Annotated in this window: 21 protein-coding genes; 11 read left to right on the top strand and 10 right to left on the bottom strand. The window is 68.8% G+C overall.

The annotated features are described in order from the left end of the window. Positions 1-2: 2 nt before the first annotated feature. The gene (gene glpK / locus ACFQPB_RS00885; protein ID WP_382219016.1) at positions 3-1496 is read right to left on the bottom strand and encodes a glycerol kinase GlpK; all 1494 of its coding nucleotides are present in this window, start codon (positions 1494-1496) and stop codon (positions 3-5) included. Then, positions 1493-2266 carry a DeoR/GlpR family DNA-binding transcription regulator gene (locus ACFQPB_RS00890; RefSeq protein ID WP_382219488.1) on the bottom strand — a complete coding sequence of 258 codons (774 nt, stop codon included), beginning with the start codon at positions 2264-2266 and terminating at the stop codon, positions 1493-1495. Before ACFQPB_RS00890 ends, glpK begins: the two co-directional genes overlap by 4 nt. A gap of 142 nt (positions 2267-2408) precedes the next feature. Here ACFQPB_RS00890 and ACFQPB_RS00895 point away from each other — a divergent pair, with 142 nt between their 5' ends. After that, the gene (locus tag ACFQPB_RS00895; protein ID WP_382219018.1) at positions 2409-4004 is read left to right on the top strand and encodes a glycerol-3-phosphate dehydrogenase/oxidase; all 1596 of its coding nucleotides are present in this window, start codon (positions 2409-2411) and stop codon (positions 4002-4004) included. 256 nt (positions 4005-4260) lie between these two features. Here the strand turns inward: ACFQPB_RS00895 and ACFQPB_RS00900 are convergent, their stop codons facing one another. After that, positions 4261-4794, bottom strand: a complete 534-nt coding sequence (locus ACFQPB_RS00900; protein ID WP_382219020.1) for a hypothetical protein — start codon at positions 4792-4794, stop codon at positions 4261-4263. Between the two features lie 76 nt (positions 4795-4870). Here ACFQPB_RS00900 and ACFQPB_RS00905 point away from each other — a divergent pair, with 76 nt between their 5' ends. The 5 genes from ACFQPB_RS00905 (at position 4871) to ACFQPB_RS00925 (ending at position 10750) form a co-directional block, all read left to right on the top strand. Further along, positions 4871-5863, top strand: a complete 993-nt coding sequence (locus tag ACFQPB_RS00905) for a glycerophosphodiester phosphodiesterase (RefSeq protein WP_382219021.1) — start codon at positions 4871-4873, stop codon at positions 5861-5863. Between the two features lie 109 nt (positions 5864-5972). After that, positions 5973-6515: a VOC family protein gene (locus ACFQPB_RS00910; RefSeq protein ID WP_382219023.1), complete on the top strand. Its 543-nt coding sequence runs from the start codon at positions 5973-5975 to the stop codon at positions 6513-6515. Between the two features lie 9 nt (positions 6516-6524). Continuing rightward, positions 6525-7838 carry a fumarylacetoacetase gene (fahA, locus tag ACFQPB_RS00915; RefSeq protein WP_382219025.1) on the top strand — a complete coding sequence of 438 codons (1314 nt, stop codon included), beginning with the start codon at positions 6525-6527 and terminating at the stop codon, positions 7836-7838. Between the two features lie 58 nt (positions 7839-7896). Continuing rightward, entirely contained in the window at positions 7897-9291 is a 1395-nt protein-coding gene (locus tag ACFQPB_RS00920) for a DUF2868 domain-containing protein (protein WP_382219027.1), read from the top strand. Beyond that, entirely contained in the window at positions 9278-10750 is a 1473-nt protein-coding gene (locus ACFQPB_RS00925; RefSeq protein WP_382219029.1) for a GTPase domain-containing protein, read from the top strand. The genes ACFQPB_RS00920 and ACFQPB_RS00925 overlap by 14 nt, the downstream gene beginning before the upstream one ends. On the opposite strand, the gene ACFQPB_RS00930 is transcribed toward ACFQPB_RS00925, so the two are convergent. From ACFQPB_RS00930 to ACFQPB_RS00945, 4 genes are all read right to left on the bottom strand, one after another. Beyond that, the gene (locus ACFQPB_RS00930) at positions 10674-10949 is read right to left on the bottom strand and encodes an ATP-binding protein (protein ID WP_382219031.1); all 276 of its coding nucleotides are present in this window, start codon (positions 10947-10949) and stop codon (positions 10674-10676) included. The genes ACFQPB_RS00925 and ACFQPB_RS00930 overlap by 77 nt on opposite strands. A 4-nt stretch (positions 10950-10953) precedes the next feature. Beyond that, positions 10954-11826 (bottom strand): alpha/beta fold hydrolase, encoded by an 873-nt coding sequence (locus tag ACFQPB_RS00935; RefSeq protein WP_382219033.1) that lies wholly within the window; start codon positions 11824-11826, stop codon positions 10954-10956. Positions 11827-11875: 49 nt separating this feature from the next. Beyond that, positions 11876-12697, bottom strand: coding sequence for an ABC transporter substrate-binding protein (locus tag ACFQPB_RS00940; protein WP_382219035.1), 822 nt, complete (start codon positions 12695-12697; stop codon positions 11876-11878). Positions 12698-12776: 79 nt separating this feature from the next. Continuing rightward, positions 12777-13256, bottom strand: coding sequence for an Lrp/AsnC family transcriptional regulator (locus tag ACFQPB_RS00945; RefSeq protein WP_382219037.1), 480 nt, complete (start codon positions 13254-13256; stop codon positions 12777-12779). A gap of 70 nt (positions 13257-13326) precedes the next feature. Between ACFQPB_RS00945 and ACFQPB_RS00950 the strand changes: the two genes are divergently transcribed. Both ACFQPB_RS00950 and ACFQPB_RS00955 read left to right on the top strand, forming a co-directional pair. Continuing rightward, positions 13327-14280: an EamA family transporter gene (locus ACFQPB_RS00950; protein ID WP_382219039.1), complete on the top strand. Its 954-nt coding sequence runs from the start codon at positions 13327-13329 to the stop codon at positions 14278-14280. Between the two features lie 30 nt (positions 14281-14310). Then, complete coding sequence (locus tag ACFQPB_RS00955) at positions 14311-14853, top strand: DUF7482 domain-containing protein (RefSeq protein ID WP_382200581.1); 543 nt, start codon at positions 14311-14313, stop codon at positions 14851-14853. A gap of 3 nt (positions 14854-14856) precedes the next feature. Here ACFQPB_RS00955 and ACFQPB_RS00960 read toward each other — a convergent pair whose 3' ends face one another. From ACFQPB_RS00960 to ACFQPB_RS00970, 3 genes are read right to left on the bottom strand one after another with little or no spacing between them, the layout of a single operon-like run. Next, positions 14857-15603 (bottom strand): cytochrome b/b6 domain-containing protein, encoded by a 747-nt coding sequence (locus ACFQPB_RS00960; protein ID WP_382219040.1) that lies wholly within the window; start codon positions 15601-15603, stop codon positions 14857-14859. Between the two features lie 19 nt (positions 15604-15622). Then, positions 15623-16117, bottom strand: coding sequence for a diheme cytochrome c (locus ACFQPB_RS00965; RefSeq protein WP_382219042.1), 495 nt, complete (start codon positions 16115-16117; stop codon positions 15623-15625). Further along, complete coding sequence (locus tag ACFQPB_RS00970; protein ID WP_382219044.1) at positions 16114-16524, bottom strand: DUF1924 domain-containing protein; 411 nt, start codon at positions 16522-16524, stop codon at positions 16114-16116. The genes ACFQPB_RS00965 and ACFQPB_RS00970 overlap by 4 nt, the downstream gene beginning before the upstream one ends. Before the next feature lie 117 nt (positions 16525-16641). On the opposite strand from ACFQPB_RS00970, the gene ACFQPB_RS00975 reads away from it, so the two are divergent. From ACFQPB_RS00975 to ACFQPB_RS00985, 3 genes are read left to right on the top strand one after another with little or no spacing between them, the layout of a single operon-like run. Continuing rightward, positions 16642-16971, top strand: coding sequence for a PepSY domain-containing protein (locus ACFQPB_RS00975; RefSeq protein ID WP_382219046.1), 330 nt, complete (start codon positions 16642-16644; stop codon positions 16969-16971). Then, positions 16971-17636, top strand: a complete 666-nt coding sequence (locus ACFQPB_RS00980; RefSeq protein WP_382219047.1) for a response regulator transcription factor — start codon at positions 16971-16973, stop codon at positions 17634-17636. The genes ACFQPB_RS00975 and ACFQPB_RS00980 overlap by 1 nt, the downstream gene beginning before the upstream one ends. Positions 17637-17638: 2 nt before the next feature. Next, positions 17639-19018: a sensor histidine kinase gene (locus ACFQPB_RS00985; RefSeq protein ID WP_382219049.1), complete on the top strand. Its 1380-nt coding sequence runs from the start codon at positions 17639-17641 to the stop codon at positions 19016-19018. Positions 19019-19036: the final 18 nt, after the last annotated feature.

Consider the following 19036-nt stretch of genomic DNA (forward strand, 5'->3'; position numbering starts at 1 on the left):
GTTCAGTCCAGCGCGGCTTGCCGAACCGCGTGTTCCCAAGCGGCCATGCGTTCGGCGGCCCAGGCGCGGTCGCGCTGGGGTTCGAAGCGGCGTTCCACCTGCCAGCGTTGGGTCAGTTCGTCCGTGCCTTGGTACACCCCCGCGTGCAGTCCGGCCAGGTAGGCCGCACCCAGGGCGGTGGTCTCCACCACTTTGGGGCGCAGCACCGGGATGCCCAACACGTCGGCCTGGAACTGCATCAGCAGGTTGTTGACGCTGGCCCCGCCGTCCACCCGCAGCTCGCGCAGCGGCTGGGCGCCGGCGGCCTGGGCGTCGCGGTCCATGGCTTGCAGCAGCGCGGCACTCTGAAAGGCGATGCTTTCCAGCGATGCGCGCGCAATGTGCGCCAGCGTGCTGCCCCGCGTGAGCCCGGTGATGGCGCCGCGCGCATGGGGCTTCCAGTAGGGCGCACCCAGACCGGTGAAGGCGGGCACCACCACCACACCGTCGCTGTCGGGCACGCTCTCGGCCAGGGCCTGCACGGCGCCGCTGCTGTCGATGGCCTGCAGGCCGTCGCGCAGCCACTGCACCACCGCGCCGCCCACAAACACGCTGCCTTCGAGCGCGTAGGCCGGTGTGGTGTTGGTCTGCGCGGCGCTGGTGGTGAGCAGGCCGTTGGCCGAGCGCTGGAAACGGCTGCCGGTGTGCATCAGCAAGAAGCAGCCGGTGCCGTAGGTGTTTTTGGCCAGGCCCTCGCTGAAGCAGGCTTGGCCGAACAGCGCGCTTTGCTGGTCGCCCGCCACACCCCCAATCGGGATGGCGTGCCCCAGCCAGTCGGCATGCACCGCGCCGTAGTCGGCACTGGAAGCTTGGACCTGCGGCAACACCCCAGGCGGGATGTGGAGTGCGGCCAGCAGTTCGTCGTCCCACTGGTTGGTGTGCACATTGAACAGCAGGGTGCGCGACGCGTTGCTGACATCGGTGGCGTGTGTGGCGCCGCGTGTGAGCTGCCAGATCAGCCAGCTGTCGATGGTGCCAAAAGCCAGCTCGCCGGCTTCGGCCAGGGCGCGCGCGCCGGGCACGGTGTCGAGCAGCCAGCGCAGTTTGGTGCCCGAAAAATACGCGTCGATCACGAGGCCGGTTTTGGCCAACACGGCTTCGGCCAGGCCACGTTCGCGCAGCGCTGCACACAGGGGCTCGGTGCGCCGGTCTTGCCACACGATGGCGCGCGCCAGGGGCTGGCCGGTGCGGCGGTGCCACAGCACGGTGGTTTCGCGCTGGTTGGTGATGCCCACGGCGCGGATGTCGCGCGCGGTGATGCGGGCTTTTTGGAGTGCTTCGCGTGCGGTGGCCAGCTGGGTCTCCCAAATTTCCAGCGGGTCGTGTTCGACCCAACCGGGTTGGGGGAAGTGCTGGGTGAGTTCGCGCTGGGCCACGGCCACCACGCGGCCATCGGCGTCAAACACGATGCTGCGCGAACTGGAGGTGCCTTGATCGAGGGCAAGCAGGTAGGTCATGGGGTGTCTTGGGCGATGGTGCAGCGGATGCCTGCCGCTTCCAGCAGGCTGTCAAAAGGCGGGGCCGGCGGGGCGTCGGTGAAGAGGCGGTTGATCTGCGACAGGCGGGCCAGCTCCACCATGGCGGGGCGGCCAAATTTGCTGTGGTCTGCCGCGAGCCAGACCTCGCGCGCGTGGTCGATGATGGCCTGCGCCACCTTGACCTCGCGGTAGTCGTAGTCGCGCAGCGTGCCATCGGCTTCGATGCCGGAGATGCCGATGACGGCCAGGTCAACCTTGAACTGGCGGATGAAATCCACCGTGGCCTCGCCCACGATGCCCCGGTCGCGCGGGCGCACCACACCGCCGGTGACGATGACCTCGCACGAGGTGTTGCCGCTCAGAATGGCCGCCACGTTGAGGTTGTTGGTGATGACGCGCAGACCCTGGTGCTGCAAAAGCGCCTTGGCCACGGCCTCGGTGGTGGTGCCGATGTTGAGGATGAGCGAGCAGCCGTTGGGCACCTCGCGCGCGATGGCGGCGGCAATGCGCGCCTTGCCGGCCGCGTGCAGGTTTTCGCGCTGGGTGTGGGCGATGTTTTCGACGGTGGAGGTGGGCACGCGCACGCCGCCGTGAAAGCGCACGAGCAGCCCGGCATCGGCCAGGCCCTGCACATCGCGGCGCACGGTTTGTAACGTCACACCCAGCATCTCGGCCAGCGTTTCCACCGACAGGTCGCCGTGCTCACGCACCGCGTGCAGCAGCTTGATCTGGCGGGGGTTGGAGCGCATGCTGCGGTCTTTCATGGGGCTGTCATGGCGGCAGGCCAGTCTATATCGAAGCGAAACGCGGAAACATTCGGGTGAATACCGAGAATAACGAAAATAAACGAATCAATTAGAATATAAACGAAACACATCTATTGAGGCCACCATGTCGCCATCCGAACGCCCTGTGCCCACCGACCGCGCCGCGCTGCTGCAGCGCCTGAGCGAGGGCGGCCGCTTTGACGTGGCGGTGGTGGGCGGTGGCGCCACCGGCCTGGGTGTGGCGCTGGACGCGGCCTCGCGAGGCCTGCGTGTGGTGTTGCTGGAGGGGCAGGACTTTGCCAAGGGCACCTCGTCGCGCGCCACCAAGCTGCTGCACGGTGGCGTGCGCTACCTGGCGCAAGGCAATGTGGGCTTGGTGAAAGAGGCTTTGCACGAGCGCACCACCGTGCTGCGCAACGCGCCCCACCTGGCGCAGCCGTTGCCGTTTGTGATGCCTTCGTACAAGGCCTGGGAAACGCCGTTCTACGGCATTGGCCTCAAGATGTACGACGCGCTGGCGGGGCGTGCCGGCCTGGGCAGCACCGATTTTCTGGGCCGCGAAGCCACGCTGCGTGCCCTGCCCACCTTGCGCACTGAAGGCCTCAAGGGCGGTGTGCGTTATTGGGACGGCCAGTTCGACGATGCCCGCCTGGCCGTTGCGCTGGCCCGCACGGCGGCCACCTACGGCGCGCTGCTGGTCAACCACTGCCCGGTGACGGGCTTGTTGCACGAACAAGGCAAGCTGGCGGGTCTGCGCTGCGAGGACCGCGAGAGTGGCCGTGTGTTCGAGGTGCGTGCGCGCTGCGTGATCAACGCCACCGGCGTGTGGGTGGATGGCCTGCGCCAGCAAGACGGCGCCGCCCGCCAGGCGAATGTGCGCCCCATGGTGGCGCCGAGCCAGGGCGTGCACGTGGTGGTGGACCGCGATTTCCTGCCCAGCGACCACGCCCTCTTGGTGCCCAAAACGGCCGATGGTCGCGTGTTGTTTGCCGTGCCTTGGCTGGGCAAGCTGATCCTGGGCACCACCGACACACCGCGCACCGACCTGCCGCTGGAGCCCAACGCGTTTGCACACGAGGTCGATTTCATCCTGAACGAATCGGCGCGTTACCTGCGGCGCGCACCCACTGCCGCCGATGTGAAAAGCCATTGGGTGGGCCTGCGCCCGCTGGTCAAGCCCGACAGCAGCAGCGGCGAAAACACCCAGGGCATCAGCCGCGAACACACGGTGCTTGTGAGCGCCAGCGGCCTGGTCACCGTCACCGGCGGCAAATGGACGACGTACCGGGCGATGGCCGAGGACGTGCTCAAAAAGTGCCGCGATGCAGGCTTGCTGCCGGGCCTGGCCGATGGCCACACCGATCAGCTGGCCTTGGTGGGCGCAGCCGGCACCCCGGCCAACCAGCCGCCCGTGAGTGCACCGCCCGGTGCACACGGTTACGGCGGCGAACGCGACTTTGTGTGGTCCTTGCCGGGTGCCGATCACGATCTCGGCGGCGGGTTGACCGAAGCCATGGTGCGTTTTGCGGTGCGCTTCGAGTACGCGCGCACGGTGGAGGACGTGTTGGCGCGGCGTTCGCGGCTGTTGTTCCTTGACGCGGCTTTGGCGGCTTCGCTGGCCGATGAGGTGGGCGCCATCGTGGCGCAGGAGACGGGGCGCGATCCGCAGGTGGGGGCTTTTGTGGCGTTGGCTCGGCAGCATTTGGCTTTGCCTGGTTGATCTTCTCGCCCACGGGTGCGGGGTGCCTGGCTCCGCGACTGTCCTCCGCCGGCTGCGCCGGCTCCCCCTTTATGTCGCTGCGCCAGGCACCCCACACCCGTGGGCAACCCGTACGCAGGCGCGCCACCGTTGGCGCGCCAACATCGCTTCAGATCGGGGCGGTGGGGCGTTCTGCAGAGCGAGGTAAAGGAGGAGGGCGCGCAGCGCCCGGGGGACACGAGCGGCGCAGAGCGCCCTGCCGCCCCGATCCCGCCAATCAACCTGACGCAAGGTCGTCACGCCACCGCCGCCACAACCACACACACGCCCCCACCATCACCAGCGTGGCCACCACACGCAACAAGCCCGCCAGCCGCAGGTCAGACGCCAACAAGCCCCAGCGCGACAGGATTTCCGTCCAGTCGTGCTCGCCACCGCCCACCAGCGGCAACATCTGCGCCCGCGCGTCCGCCGCGTAACGCGCCACGTTGAGCAGGTTTTCGCCCAGCCACACCCACGCCACCGCCACACCCACCGCGTGCTCGCGGCGTTGGAAATGCCTGGCCAATGCCAGGGGAAACACGATTTGGAACAAGGTGCCGCCATAGACCATCAGCCGGTCGCTGAACAGGCCCACCAGCGGGTGGCCGGCTTCGTGCAAGGCCAGGTTGAAGCTGTCCAGCAGCGGCACCCAAGCTTGTTCGCTGAACGCGTGAAAACCCAGGCACACCGCCGCGAACGCGCAGACGCCCAACAGCGCGGCCCGCGAGACCGTGTGTGGCGTGGTGTCGGGATGGCGCCAAGAGGACATGGGCGCGACGATACCCGTTTGAGACCGACCCATCGCACAATTTCGGTTGTCCGCCTGGTCACTTGGAAGGTATTGCATGAAACCCCATGGTCTGCGCCGTCGCGCTCTGTTGCCTCTGCCTCTGCCTTTGCTGGGGCTGTGGTCTTGCGCCGGGGTTCCGGTGCCGCGCCGGGTGGATTTGCAAGGCCACCGGGGCGCGCGTGGCTTGGCGCCCGAGAACACGCTGGAAGGTCTCCAACTCGCGCTGGACCTGGGCGTGACCACCCTGGAGATCGACGTGCTGGCCAGCGCCGATGGGGTGCTGGTGCTCAGCCACGACCGCCAGCTCAACCCCGACATCACCCGCGACGCCAGCGGCCAATTTCTGCCGACGCGAGGTCCTGCCGTGAACAGCCTCACGGTCGCGCAATTGCACACCTACGACGTGGGGCGGCTGCGGCCGGGCTCGCGCTACGCCGCTGAGTTCGGCCAGCAGCGGCCACACGATGGTGCGCGCTTGCCCCGCTTGAGCGACGTGCTGGCCCTCGTCCGCGCGCACGGCGATGGGCGCGTGCGCCTCGCCATCGAGCTCAAGTCCAGCCCGCTGGCGCCCGCCCTTGCCCCCGCGCCCGAACCCTTTGCGGCCCAACTCTTGCAGGTGCTCGCCGACCACGGTCTGAGCGACCGCACCCAAATCCTGTCTTTCGACTGGCGCACGTTGCAAGCGGTCCAGCGCTTGCGCCCCGTCACGGACACGGTGTACCTCACGGCGCAGTTGCCGGGGCTGGACAACCTGCAGATTCGTTCCGGGCAGGACTCGCCCTGGACCGCCGGGTTCCAGCACCGCGCCCATGGCTCGGTGCCCCGCATGATCGCGGCCGCCGGTGGCAGCCACTGGTCGTGTTTCTGGCGCGACCTCGACGCGCCGCAGGTACACGAGGCCCAGGCCTTGGGCCTGCAGGTGCTGGCCTGGACCGTCAACCGCGCCGAGGACATGCGGCGTGTGCTCGATCTGGGCGTGGATGGTGTGGTGACCGACCGGCCCGACGTGGCCATGACCGTCTGGCGCGAGCGGGGGCTGGTGTGGTGAGTTGCGTTTTTGGAAATGGTTGCAAGCGCAACCAAATGCCGTTACAGTTCGCTTCGCCCAAGCGGCGCTGAACCGTCAGTGCCCTGTTCCAACACCCAAGGAGACCCCCATGCTGGTTCAACAAGTCCACCACGTGGCCTATCGCTGCAAAGACGCCAAGGAAACCGTCGAGTGGTATGAAAAGCACCTCGACATGAAGTTTGTGCTGGCCATCGCCGAAAACGAAGTGCCGTCCACCAAGGCGCCCGACCCGTACATGCACGTGTTCCTGGACGCCGGCAACGGCAACATCCTGGCCTTCTTCGAACTGCCCAGCCAGCCGCCCATGGACCGCGACCACAACACGCCGACGTGGGTTCAACACCTGGCGCTGAAGGTGGATTCGGTGGACACACTGCTGGCCACCAAGGCGCGCCTGGAGGCCGCCGGCATCGAGGTGGTGGGGCCAACCAACCACACCATCTTCAAGAGCATTTACTTCTTCGACCCCAACGGCCACCGCCTGGAGCTGGCCGCCGACACCGCCACCCCCGAGATGATGAGCGCGCTCGACAAGGTAAAGCGCGAGATGCTGGACGAGTGGAGTCGCACCAAGAAGGCGCCGGCCCATGCGGCCTGGATGCACGATGAATCGTTGGCGGTGCCACACTGAGGCGGGGGGATGAACTTGCTCAACGAAACCCACGATCCCGCGCTGCGCAGCTGGCTGGCCTCGGCCAACACATCCGGTTGCGATTTCCCCATCCAGAACCTGCCGTTTGCGGTGTTCCGTCGCCGTGGCAGCGCCGAGGCCTTTCGCGGCGGTGTGGCCATTGGTGACCAGATCGTCGATCTGGCCGCACTGGCGCAAACCGCCTTGCTTAGCGGCGACGCCCAACAAGCCGCCCAGGCCGGCAGCCAGCCCAAACTCAACGCGCTGATGGCTTTGGGCCCGACGGCCTGGAGCGCCCTGCGGCTGGCCCTGTCGCGCTTGTTGCGCGAAGGTGTTGCCCAGCAAGCCCAACTGCAAGCCTGCCTGGTGCCCCAGGCGGTGGCCGAACACGACGTGCCCGCGCAGATCGGCGATTACACCGACTTCTACACCTCGGTGCACCACGCGACCAACATCGGCAAACAGTTCCGTCCCGACAACCCGCTGCTGCCCAACTACAAATGGGTGCCCATCGGCTACCACGGCCGGGCGTCGAGCATCGGTGTGTCGGGCCAGGCCTTTGCCCGTCCGCGCGGTCAGGTCAAGGCGCCGGATGCCGACGTGCCCACGCTCAAGCCCAGCCAGCGCATGGACATCGAGCTGGAGCTGGGGGTGTTCATTGGCACCGGCAACGCCTTGGGCGATGCCGTGCCCATCACCGAGGCCGAGAGCCACGTGTTCGGCATCTGCCTGCTCAACGACTGGTCGGCGCGTGATCTGCAGGGGTGGGAGTACCAGCCGCTGGGCCCCTTCCTGGCCAAGAACTTCGCCTCCACCATCTCACCCTGGGTGGTGACGCTCGAAGCGCTGGCGCCGTACCGCGTGCCTTTCACCCGCCCGGCCGACGACCCGCAGCCGCTGCCCTACCTGGACAGCGAGGCCAACCGGGCCGGTGGTGCGTTCGACATCCAGTTGCAGGTGGGCCTACAAACCACCCGCATGCGCGAAGCCGGCGAGCAAGACGCGGCCATCAGCCGCACCAGTTACCGCCATGCCTACTGGACGTTGGCGCAGATGGTGACCCACCACACGGTCAACGGCTGCAACCTGCAGCCGGGCGATTTGTTGGGCACGGGCACTTTGTCCGGCCCCACGCTGGACCAGGCCGGTGCGCTCATCGAGCTGACCCAGGGTGGCAAAAACCCCGTGGCCTTGCCCAACGGCGAAACCCGCACCTTCTTGCAAGATGGCGACGCGGTGGTGCTGCGCGGCTGGTGCGAACAGCCCGGTGCCGCACGTGTGGGGTTTGGCGAGTGCTGGGGCACGGTGCTGCCGACGCGTTGAGCACAGGCTTCTCCGCATAATGGCGTGAAGGGCCCAGCATGGGCCCAGGGAACGCCAGATGAACGAACAACAGGCCAGGGCGGTGTTGCTGGTCAAGGCGGTGGAAACCGCCGCGACGGCCGACACCTGCCTGAGCCCGGTCCAGCGCGATGCCGCCACGGCCGCTGCGCTGGCGGCCGCGCCACAACCCGCCTCCGAAGCACGCCGCCTCGCGTGGACCGAGGCCTTCATCGTCCGTCGGGCCGAGCGCCTGCTGGCCGATGCGCTGGTGCGCCAGCCGCGCCTGAGCGCGCTGCAGGGCGATGCCTGGCTGATGACGCTGCTGCGCTGGGGCCTGCCACCGCTGGGCTTGCTGGTCGGGCTGGTGGCCGAGTTCTGGGTGTCGCCCCAGGCCATCGATTTGCTTTCGCCCGCGCTCAGCCTGTTTGTGGGTTGGAACCTGCTGGTGTTGGTGGGCCTGGCGGTGTGGGCGGTGCGCGGTCTGTTTGTTCACACCAACCCTGCCAACCGATGGGGCTTGGTGCTGGCCAAGCTGGCCTGGCCTCGCGCGTGGTCGCGCCCTTTGTGGGCCATGGCGCGCAGTTTCCAGCGCGACTGGATGCGCCTGGCCGGCCCGGCCACCAGCGCCCGCTTGGCGGGCACGTTGCACCTGTCGGCGGCGCTGTGTGCGGTGGGCATGGTGGCGGCCTTGTTGGCCAAGGGTTTGTTCACCGAATTCCGTGTGGGCTGGCAGAGCCAGTGGCTGAGCGCCGAACACATGCACTTGCTGTTTGCCACGGTGGGCCAGTGGCTGGGTGCGGCACCGATCTCGCTGGACGACATGGTGCGCCTGGAGCGTGGGGCGGGCGCTGTCAAGGCCGATGGCAGCATCTGGGCGGCGTGGTGGGGCCGCCTGTTGCTGCTGGGCGTGGCGGCGCCCCGGCTGGTGCTGGCGGGCCTGTCGTTCTGGCGCGCGCGCCGGGCGATGCAGCGTTTGCACCTCGATCTGTCCGACCCCTACTTCGTGCGCCTGTTGGCCGACCACGGTGGCCCCGCCACCACCGCCGTGGTGTTGCCCTACAGCCACCACCTCACGGCTTCGGGCGAGCGCGGTCTGGCGAAGGCGGTGCGCGAGCGTTTTGGCCCCTCGGCCACGCCCCAGTTGTTGCCTCCGGTGGCCTATGGCGATGCCGTGCCTGCCCTGCCACCCGCACCACGCGGGCAGCAGCGCCAGATCATCGTGCTGTTCGGCCTGGCCGCCACGCCGGAGCAGGAAACCCACGCTGGGTTGGTGCGCCAGGTGGCCGCCGCCGGTGCGGTGGAGGTGTGGCTGGACAGCAGCGCCTTCAGTGCCCACCTGGCACCGGGCGCGCGCGCCGCCCGCCTGGCCGAGCGCGAGGCCTTGTGGCGCGAGGTTTTGGGCACCGTGCCCGTGCGCGTTTGGTCGCTGGAGGCAGAACATGACCCTGCCTGAAATTCGCGTTGACGCGCGCATTGAAGCCGAGGCGGCAGCCTCACCGCAGGCCCACACCCTGGCCCTGTGCCTGGTGTCGCACACCAACGTGGGCAAGACCACGCTCACCCGCACCTTGTTGGGCGCCGACGTGGGCGAGGTGCGCGATGCCGCCCACGTGACCCAACACGCCGAAGCCCACACCCTGCTGCAGACCGAGGCCGGCGACCGCCTGGTGTGGTGGGACACGCCGGGGCTGGGCGATTCGGCGCGCCTGTACCGCCGCCTGAGCCAGTCGGGCAACCCGCTGGGCTGGTTTCTGTCGCAGGTGTGGGACCGTTGGACCGACCCGGCGTTTTTTCTGAGCCAACGCGCCATGCGCAGCGCACGCGATGACGCCGACGTGTTGCTCTACCTCGTCAACGCCAGCGAAGCGCCGCAGGACGCTGGTTACCTCGCGCACGAACTGAAGATCCTGGCCTGGATGGGCAAACCCGTGCTGGTGTTGCTGAACCAGCTCGGCCCGGCGGGCGATGCCGACCAGCAGGCCGCCGAGGTGGCGCGCTGGCAGCGGCACCTGGCCACGTTCGCGGTGGTGCGTGGTGTGTTGCCGCTGGACGCCTTCAGCCGATGCTGGGTGCAGGAGGAGGCGCTGTTCGAGGCCCTCGCGCCCTGCCTGCCCGACCATGTGCAAGCCAGCCACCAGCGGCTGCTGGACCGCTGGTGGCAAGCGCAGTTGCTGCGGTTTCAGGCGTCCATGGCCGCCATGGCGCCCGCCTTGCTGCGAGCCACCGAGGTGATGCGTGGCGCGCCCGACCAGGCCCAGGCGGCGTTGGCTCGGCATGTGGCCGGGTGCCAGCAAAGCTTCACGCGTGTGCTGCTCGACCAACACGGCCTGCATGGCGAGGCGGGGCGCCCCCACTGGCAGGCGCTGGCGCAGTCGCTGCTGCAGGTGCGGGTGCCCGTGAGCAAGGCACAGGCGGGTTGGCTGGGCGCCATTTCATCCGGCGCAGCCACCGGGCTGGGGGCCGACCTGATGGCGGGTGGCCTGTCCATGGGCGCGGGCGCCTTGATCGGTGCGCTCGCCGGGGCCGCTACCTTTGCGGGTGCCGCGCTGGCGGCCAACCGCCTGCGTGGGGTGGATGTGCCGGAGGCACGGTTGTCGGTGGAGGCTTGGCGCGAGCTGGTGGAGGTGGCCCTGTGCACCTACCTGGCCGTGGCGCACTTCGGGCGGGGTCGGGGTGCGTTTGTGGATGAGGGCGCGCCCGCGCTGTGGCAACAGGTGGTGGGCGGTCTGGTCGCCCAGCGTGCGGACGAACTGGCGGCGCTGTGGGCCGCGCCACAAGACCCGCAGGCATCACATCAACTGGCCGGCTTGCTGGAGGGTCTGGCGCTGCGCGCGCTCAAGCAGTTGTACCCGGCGATGGACCTGGGCCGGGCGCAGCGGGGGCTCGCGGCGTTGTCGCCGCCTGCATCGTGATGGCCTGAAACGGGCAGCGGGTCTCACACAGGCTGCAACCGGTGCAGCCCCCCACGTTGTGCAGCACCGAGGTCTTGGTGTGGTCCGGCATCGGCACCAGGCTCAGCACATGGGGCGGGCACACCGCGGCACACCAGCCACAACCGGTGCAGCGCGCCGGGTCGATGTGTGGCAAGGGCGGTGCCCGGCGTGGCTTCACGGCGTCACGGCGGTGGGGCCAGCCAGTCGAGCAGCCAAGCGTTGACGGCGGCGTGGGCTTCGAACTGCACCCAGTGCCCGGCGTCGGGCACCCAGTGCAGGTGCCGGAAGTGGGGTGCCAGCGCCAGGGCCTGGGCCACTTCCGCGTGTCGGTCCACAAAGAGCGCGTCGTTGGTCCCCCACAGGCCCCACAGCGGGCAGGCCAGGCGGGGCAGGGTGTGGCGCAGCACGTCGGTTTGCGAGAGCATGCGCCGCTTCATGCGGCGGTGTTCGCGTTTGAGGTTGTGGGCCTGCATGCGCAACACCAGGTCGGTGACGGACGCCGGGTGTTGCAGCATCAGCGCCAGCAGGTTGTGGCGCATCACGGCCTCGCGCGGCGCACCCTCGGGCAGGTGCGACCACATGCGCAGGTCCAGCGGCTGGGCGCGCTCGATGCCCAGCCCCGGTGCGCCCAGCAGCAGCAGGCGGCGCACGCGCGCTGGGTGCGCGGCGGCCCACAGGCTGGCCACCATGCCGCCGAACGAAAAGCCGATCAGGTCCACCGGCGTGGTGCCCAGCAGGGTGGCCAGGCCCTGTTCCAGCAGCGGCGGCATCACATCGGCGTCGTGGCCCTCGGGCGGCGGGCTGGAGTCGCCGAAGCCGGGCAGGTCGGGCACCCACACGCTGTGCCCGGCCTGGGCCAGGGCGTCGATGTTGCGCACCCAGTGGATCCAGCTGCCCGAGCCGCCGTGCAGCAAGACCACCGGTGCACCCTCGCCCCAGCGGTGCCAGACGAGCTGGCCGTCGCCGCAGGGGGTGTTCAGGCGCTGGGCGCGCTGTTGCTGGGCCAGCAGATCGGCCCAGGTGGTGGGGGTGGGTTCGGGCGGCAGCGTGACCATGCCGCCGATTCTAGAAACCCCCGGGCGGGCGGCTCAGGGGCGGCGCCCCTCAGCGTGCGGCGTTGGGAAAAAACAGCTGCTCACCGCCAATCTTGTAGCTGGCGATGGCGGCCTGGCCGGCGGGCGACACCACCCAGTCCACAAACTTCTTGCCGTCGGCGGTTTTCACGTGCGGGTGTTTGGCCGCACTGACCAGCATCACGCCGTACTGGTTGAACAGGCGCTTGTCGCCCTCGACCAACACGGTCAGGTCGGCGCGGTTCTTGAAGTTGAGCCAGGTGCCCCGGTCGGCCAGCACATAGGCGCCGGACGACGCGCCGATGTTGAGCGCCGGGCCCATGCCACAACCACATTCCTTGTAGCCGCTGCCCTTGGTGTTATCGGTGTCCGTCATTTTCCAGAAGCGCAACTCGGCTGCGTGGGTGCCGCTTTTGTCGCCGCGCGAGATGAAGGGCGCGTTGGCCGTGGCCACTTTTTTGAGGGCGGCCACGATGTCGCTGCCCTTGGTGGTGGCTGGGTCGGCCTTGGGGCCGATCAGCACAAAGTCGTTGTACATCACCTCAAAGCGGCGCTCGGCAAATCCGTCGGCCACAAACTTGTCTTCGGCTACCTTGTCGTGCACAAACAGCACGTCGGCGTCGCCACGGCGCGCCATGTCAATGGCTTGGCCGGTGCCCAGGGCCACCACCTTCACGTCGATGCCGCTGGCCTTCTTGAACTCGGGCAACAGGTGGCCGAACAGGCCGGATTGTTCGGTGGAGGTGGTGGACGCGACCACGATGGATTGCGCCTGCGCGGCCAGCGCCGCCAGGCCGAAACTGGCGGCAGCGAACAGGCGGGCGAGCGGGGCAAGGCGGGCAAAGGCGGGCATGGGGCAGGTCTCCGTTGGGGTGGCTCAAGGCCCGCGATGCTACCCATGGATGGCCCACCCCGCGCCTGGGGCTTGCGAGTTATGCAGCGTCCTGCATACCGTAGGCGATGGGCCGGTCCTCGAACTCGGTGTTGAGCACCACCGTGCTGGTGGTGCGCGCCACGCCCGGGATGGCCTTGATTTGGTAGAGCACGTCTTCGAGCGCGCGGGCGTGGGTGGTGCGAATTTTGGCCAAAAAGTCGTGTTCACCGGCCACGCTGTGCAGCTCCAGCACCTCGGGCATCTCGCGCAGGCGCGGCGCGATGTCGCGGCAGTGCACACCGCCGTCGTTGCGTATGGCCACGTAGGCGGTGAAGTGCTGGCCCACCTTGGCCGGGTCCACACGCAGGGCAAAGCGCTCGATCACGCCGCGCTCCAGCATCTTCTTCACCCGCTCGTGCACGGCGGCGGTGGACAGGCCCACCTCAGCGGCCACATCGGCGTAAGAACGTCGGCTGTCGGCGCTGAGCGCCGTAAGAATTCTGGCGTCCGTCGGGTCTATCTGTAAATTTGCTTGCATGGCCGCGCAATTTTGATCAAAATCCAGCCCATTGCCAGATTGCTGGAAATTATCCGGCCAAGAACGCCAAATGCCTATCGATTTCAAGATCGCTGCCCAAAACGGCCGCTTGCTGCCCCTGGTGGTGGCCCTGCTCATCGTCTACCTCGTCTGGGGCACCACCTACTACGCCTTGGGTGTGGCCATGGCGTCCATGCCGCCTTTGCTCATGAACGGCGCGCGCTTTGTGTCGGCGGGCGTGGTGATGCTGGCCATTGCCCGTGCCCAGGGCCTGCCCTGGCCCAGCGCTGCCCAGTGGCGGCACACCGCGCTGGTGGGCGGGCTGATGGCCTTTGGCGCCATGTCCATGGTGGTGCTGGCGCAAAAGCTGGGCATCGGCTCCGGGCTCATGGCCACCGTGGTCACCACCATGCCCATGTGGCTGGCGCTGTGGTCGCGCCTGGGGGGCGAACGTGTGCCGCTGACCAGCTGGCTGGGCCTGGCCTTGGGCGTGGCCGGGGCGGCGGTGCTGGCGCTGGAGGGCGATTTTTCGGCCACCTGGCTGGGCACCTTGTGTGCCTTTGGCGCGCCCCTGTGCTGGAGCCTGGGGTCCTACGCCTCGCGCAAGCTGTCGCAGCCGGCGCCGGCCATGGCCTCGGGCGCGCAGTGGTTGCTGGGTGGCCTGATGGGCCTGGCCGCCGCCTGGGCGCTGGAGCCGGCCACGGCCCGCTTCAGCCTCGATCAGGTCAGCACCGCGTCGTGGGCGGCGTGGTTGTACCTGGTGGTGATGGGCACGCTGGTCACACTGAACGCCTACCTGTGGCTGCTGCAAAACGCCACACCCGCTGTGGCGGGTAGCTACTCCTTCGTCAACCCGGCCGTGGCGCTGTGGGTGGGCGTGGCGCTGGGCGGCGAGGTGCTGACCGGCTGGGTCTACCTGGCCATGCCGCTGGTGCTGGCGGCGCTGGCCCTCATCTTGTACGGCGCGCCTTTGGTGGCCTGGGCATGGCGCATCGGATCGAGGGCAAAGGCCCTGGCGGTCTGAGCCCCGTCCCGCATCGCCTAGCATGTGGCGATGAACACCTCCTTTTTGTCCTGGGGCCGGCGCCTGGCGGGGGCTTGCCTTGTGCTGATGTTGGGGGCCTGCGCCAGCGCGCCCCAGGTCAGCCTGCCTTTGCGCTTCGCGTGGTTTGAAGGCCGGCAGATCGGCTACGTCAGCACCGATGCGTCGGACGCGGAGGCGGCCCGCGCCATGGGCATCAACCACGCACCGCGCCTAGCTGCCACGGTGCCGGCCGACAACACACCGCCGGGGTTTCGCCATGCGCTGGAGCGGGTCTATCACTTCACCGATGGTGCGCAGATCAACGTGTTTCCGTCGGTGCCCTCGCCGGTGGGGCCGGGCAGCACCGACCGCGCCTACAGCCCGCTGTGGCGCGTGGTGGAGGTGGCCTGGTTGCCAGGGTTCACGCGCCGCGCGCTCACGTCGGAGGAGGCGGTGCTGGACGCGGTGGAGCGTGGTGAGCTGAGCTTGCGCATGACGCGGGTCGTGGTCAATTGTGCGGTCGTGTCCGATGACAACGGTGGCCTGTTGCCGGGCGCGCGACTGATCCGCTGAGGCTCAGTCGTCCTCGTCGTGGCCAGGGTGGCGGTCGGTCCAGCCGCTGGCGGCCGGCCCGCTGAGGCCGATGGGCGCTTGTTGCCACTCCCACGCCCAATAGCCCAGCACCGCCACCAACAACAGGCCCGCCAGCCACACGTGGTTGCGTTTGGCGAAGTCGGGGCCGTTGCCTTCGATGCGGCCGGTCAGCATGGGCAGCGCCTGGTTCTTGCGGCGCAGCAGGCTCAGGCCCAGCAGCAGGGCCAGGTGGGCCAGCACGGTCCAGAGGAAGAACTCGCCCACGAACTCGTGCACTTCTTCCAGCCACTCGCCGCCCCATTCGTTGTAGGTGGCGTAGCCGCTCAGGGTGAGCGGCAGCACCAGGGCCATCAACAGCACCACGGCGCCGGCCATGGCCAGATTTTGCCCCTGCCGCCAGTTGACGTCCGCCAGCGGCGCCTGGCCTGCGGCGGGCTTGAACGAGCGCAGCCACTTGGGCAGGCCATTCACCTTGCGCCACAGCAGCGAGAGCCGCGCGTGTTGTGGCCCCACCAGCCCGTACAGCACCCGAAAGCCCAGCAGGCCGGCCAGCGTGTAGCCCAGGGTCACGTGCAGGAGCCGCCAGCGTTCGCCGTCGGCGGTGGCGTAGGCGCCCACAAAACACAGGGCAAACAGCCAGTGGAACATGCGGGTGGGGGCGTCGGTCACGCGGCGTGTGGCCAAAGGGGTGCTGCGTGTGGGTGCGGTGGAGGGGGCGGTGGTTTGCATGGTGTGGGCTCGCAAAAAATCAGTCGCGCCAGGCGCGCTGCTGTTGGGCGCTGAGACCGGCGGGCAAACGCAGCCGGTCGTCGTCGAAATCGCCTTGTTCGGCACCCGTGTGGCAGGCCGCGCACTGGGCGGGGCTTTTCACGCTGGGCAGCTTCCACACGGCGGGGTCCACCTGGCGGTGCTTGCGTTCAAACCACGGGGAGCGGGTGATGCGGTCTTCCGGCGGTTCGGTGCTGACACGCTTGTAGGTGCCGGCGTGGGTTTGCAGCCAGGTGCTCAGTTGCGTCACGGTGGCAGCGTCCAGGCTGGCGTCGGTGCCGTAGTGCTTGTCCAGACCGGTCATCACGCGGCGCCACGAAGCGGCGGGCAACATACCCGGCGGGTAGGCCACGTGGCAGGCCGCACATTCCTGGGTGTAGGCCTTGGGCACCTGGGCGGGCATGGCGCGGCCGCTGTCGGCGTGGGCGCTGAAGGTGGCCAGCAGCGCGGCTGCAAGGGCAAGGGTGTGTTTCATGGTTTCAGGCTCAAGAGGTAGGCCAACACGTCGGCTTTTTCGCCGGTGGTGCATTCGCGGCTCAGCACGTCCTTGCAGTTGCGGCGAAACCACTTGTCCACCTTGGCGGTGTCCGTGAAGGCCTCGCGGTTGAAGGCTGGCGCCAAAGGTGCGATGGGCTTGCCGGTGCTGGCGTGTTGGCCGCGCGTGGTGGGTGGGCTGTTGTGGCAGCTGCTGCACGACCACTCACCCCCGTGGCGGGTGTTGAACAGCTGCTGGCCGCGTGCGGCTTGGCCCGGTGTGCCGGCTTGGGCGCTCCAGCGTTCGAGCTGCTGGGTGGGGCTGGTGTCGCCAGCTTGCGCCGGGCTGGTGGTGCCCAGCACGCAGGCTGCGATGACGGCGCACAATGAAGCGATGGAATGTGTCATGGCCACGATGTTGCGACCCGCTCCCTGTACCTTTCCTGAAGCCGCTGTTCATGTGCGGTTCATCGTTGCAGGGCAACAATGCACGCTTCTCCTCTCTGTAGACCCGCGCGACGCGCCATGAAACACCTTGCTGTCTCGACGTTTGCCCTTGCCCTTTGGGTTTGCCTGTTTGCGGTGATGCCTGCCGCCGCGAGCGACCATGCCGACCACGACCGTGCCCGCGCGGCCCTGCAGGCCGGCGAAATCCTGCCCCTGACCACCGTGCTGCAGCGCGTGGCGGCTGAGCACCCCGGTCAGGTGCTGGAGGTGGAGCTGGAGCGCGACGCTGACCGCTGGACGTACGAGATCAAGCTGCTGCAGCCCAGCGGCGGCTTGCTCAAGCTGGAGGTGGACGCCGCCAATGCGCGTGTGCTCAAGGCGCGTTCGCGGCAACGGGAGGCGCGCTGATGCGGGTGCTGCTGGTTGAGGACGACGCCGCGCTGGCCACGCCGCTCAAGCAAACGCTGAGTGAAGCCGGCTATGCGGTGGACTGGGTGGACAACGGCCGCGATGCCTGGGCCCTGGGCGGCACGCAGCCCTTTGACGCGGTGGTGCTCGACCTGGGCCTGCCGCAGATGGACGGCCTGAGCGTGCTCAAGCGCTGGCGCAGCGAAGGCATGGCCGCACCCGTGCTCATCCTCACCGCACGCGACCAGTGGCACGAAAAGGTGGCCGGCATCGACGCCGGTGCCGACGATTACCTGACCAAACCTTTTCACACCGAGGAGTTGCTGGCCCGCGTGCGTGCGCTGATCCGCCGCGCCCAGGGGCTGGCCTCGCCCACGCTGGTGTGTGGTGCGTTGGCGCTGGACACGCGCAGCGGTCGCGTCACGCTGGAAGGCCACCCGATCAACCTCACCAGCCACGAGTACAAGGTGCTGGCCTACCTCATGCACCGGCCGGGCGCGGTGGTGTCGCGCGCCGAACTCACCGAACACATCTACGCCCAGGATTTCGACCGCGACTCCAACACCATCGAGGTGTTTGTGGGCCGCCTGCGCAAGAAGCTGCCGCCCGAGCTGATTGAAACCGTGCGCGGCCTGGGCTACCGGCTGGTGGCGCCAAGCGCATAGCCATGGCGCGCTGGCGGCTGCTCATGTCCTTGCGCTGGCGCCTGTTGGCGGGCACAGCCGTGGCGCTGGCCCTGGCCCTGGTGCTGGCCGGGCTGGCGCTCACCGCCCTGTTCCGGGCCGAGATCGACCGCCAGTTCGACGAGGGCCTGCGCCAGCAGCTCGACCAACTCACCGCCCTGGTGGAGTTCAACCCACAAGGGCAGATGGTGCTGGATGACACCGTCCTGGCCGACCCGCGCTGGCGCCGGCCCTATTCGGGCCTGTACTGGCAGGTGGACGGCGCGCAGGTGCGCGGCGTGCTGCGCTCGCGCTCGCTCTGGGACGCCACCCTGGACAACACCGCCGACGCGCTGCCCGATGGCAGCGTGCACCGGCATGACATCACCGGACCACAAGGCGCCGTGTTGCGCGTGGTGGAGCGCGCGGTCTACCCGGCCGGGCAGCCGGAGCAGGTGTGGCGGCTGCTGGTGGCCGCAGACCGCAGCGCCTCGGCCCAGGCCGTGACGCGTTTTGGCCGCGTGCTGGGCTTGTCGCTGGCTGTGTTGTGGGCCTTGCTGGTGGCGGCCGCCTGGGCGCAGGTGACGGTGGGCCTGGCGCCGCTGCGCGCCTTGCAGCAAGCGGTGTTGGCGCTGCGCGAAGGGCGCGCCGCGCGTATTGCCGCCGACACACCGACCGAGCTGCTGCCCCTGGTGCAGGGCTTCAACGCCGTGCTGGAGCGCATCGACGAGATGGTCGAACGCGCGCGCCAACAGGCGGGCAACCTGGCGCATGCGGTCAAGACCCCGCTGGCGGTGATGGCGCAGGCCGCGTCGCGCGATGGCACGCCGCTGGGCGCTGCGGTGCGCGAGCAGACCGAGGCCGCGCGCCGCCAGGTGGACTGGCACCTGGCGCGCGCCCGTGCCGCGGCCCACAAGGTGTTCGGCGCCGAGCAGGTGCCGTTGGCGCCGCTGGTGGCTGGGCTGTTGCGGGTGGTGCAGCGGGTCTACGCCGATCGTGGCCTGCGGGTGCGCGTTGAGGCCATCGACCCCGCCGCCCGTTGTGCCTGCGCCGAACCCGACCTGCAGGAAATGTTGGGCAACCTGCTGGAAAACGCATGCAAATGGGCCCGCGCTGAGGTGGTGGTGAGCGTGGTGTCGGCGCCGGGGGCTTGGTGCCTGCTGGTGGACGACGATGGACCCGGGGTGGCGCCGGCGCGACGCGATGTGGTGCTGGCCCGTGGCGTGCGGCTGGACGAAAGTGTGCCCGGCTCCGGCCTGGGCCTGCACATCGTGCAGGAGCTGGCCACGGCATACGGTGGTGCGCTGGCGCTGGCGCTGGATGAGGCCCCGTTGGGCGGTTTGCGTGTGCGCTTGACGCTGCCGGCCGCCGTGGCGCCGGCCTGAGTCGCTATGCTGTGGGCT

The sequence above is a fragment of the Hydrogenophaga atypica genome (assembly GCF_042665215.1).
Lineage (GTDB): Bacteria > Pseudomonadota > Gammaproteobacteria > Burkholderiales > Burkholderiaceae_C > Hydrogenophaga > Hydrogenophaga defluvii_A.

Bases quoted from the DNA above. Each gene is read 5' to 3' on its own strand.
- glpK (WP_382219016.1), bottom strand. From the start codon at position 1,496: ATGACCTACCTGCTTGCCCTCGATCAAGGCACCTCCAGTTCGCGCAGC.
- ACFQPB_RS00890 (WP_382219488.1), bottom strand. From the start codon at position 2,266: ATGCGCTCCAACCCCCGCCAGATCAAGCTGCTGCACGCGGTGCGTGAG.
- ACFQPB_RS00895 (WP_382219018.1), top strand. From the start codon at position 2,409: ATGTCGCCATCCGAACGCCCTGTGCCCACCGACCGCGCCGCGCTGCTG.
- ACFQPB_RS00900 (WP_382219020.1), bottom strand. From the start codon at position 4,794: ATGTCCTCTTGGCGCCATCCCGACACCACGCCACACACGGTCTCGCGG.
- ACFQPB_RS00905 (WP_382219021.1), top strand. From the start codon at position 4,871: ATGAAACCCCATGGTCTGCGCCGTCGCGCTCTGTTGCCTCTGCCTCTG.
- ACFQPB_RS00910 (WP_382219023.1), top strand. From the start codon at position 5,973: ATGCTGGTTCAACAAGTCCACCACGTGGCCTATCGCTGCAAAGACGCC.
- fahA (WP_382219025.1), top strand. From the start codon at position 6,525: ATGAACTTGCTCAACGAAACCCACGATCCCGCGCTGCGCAGCTGGCTG.
- ACFQPB_RS00920 (WP_382219027.1), top strand. From the start codon at position 7,897: ATGAACGAACAACAGGCCAGGGCGGTGTTGCTGGTCAAGGCGGTGGAA.
- ACFQPB_RS00925 (WP_382219029.1), top strand. From the start codon at position 9,278: ATGACCCTGCCTGAAATTCGCGTTGACGCGCGCATTGAAGCCGAGGCG.
- ACFQPB_RS00935 (WP_382219033.1), bottom strand. From the start codon at position 11,826: ATGGTCACGCTGCCGCCCGAACCCACCCCCACCACCTGGGCCGATCTG.
- ACFQPB_RS00940 (WP_382219035.1), bottom strand. From the start codon at position 12,697: ATGCCCGCCTTTGCCCGCCTTGCCCCGCTCGCCCGCCTGTTCGCTGCC.
- ACFQPB_RS00945 (WP_382219037.1), bottom strand. From the start codon at position 13,256: ATGCAAGCAAATTTACAGATAGACCCGACGGACGCCAGAATTCTTACG.
- ACFQPB_RS00950 (WP_382219039.1), top strand. From the start codon at position 13,327: ATGCCTATCGATTTCAAGATCGCTGCCCAAAACGGCCGCTTGCTGCCC.
- ACFQPB_RS00955 (WP_382200581.1), top strand. From the start codon at position 14,311: ATGAACACCTCCTTTTTGTCCTGGGGCCGGCGCCTGGCGGGGGCTTGC.
- ACFQPB_RS00960 (WP_382219040.1), bottom strand. From the start codon at position 15,603: ATGCAAACCACCGCCCCCTCCACCGCACCCACACGCAGCACCCCTTTG.
- ACFQPB_RS00965 (WP_382219042.1), bottom strand. From the start codon at position 16,117: ATGAAACACACCCTTGCCCTTGCAGCCGCGCTGCTGGCCACCTTCAGC.
- ACFQPB_RS00970 (WP_382219044.1), bottom strand. From the start codon at position 16,524: ATGACACATTCCATCGCTTCATTGTGCGCCGTCATCGCAGCCTGCGTG.
- ACFQPB_RS00975 (WP_382219046.1), top strand. From the start codon at position 16,642: ATGAAACACCTTGCTGTCTCGACGTTTGCCCTTGCCCTTTGGGTTTGC.
- ACFQPB_RS00980 (WP_382219047.1), top strand. From the start codon at position 16,971: ATGCGGGTGCTGCTGGTTGAGGACGACGCCGCGCTGGCCACGCCGCTC.
- ACFQPB_RS00985 (WP_382219049.1), top strand. From the start codon at position 17,639: ATGGCGCGCTGGCGGCTGCTCATGTCCTTGCGCTGGCGCCTGTTGGCG.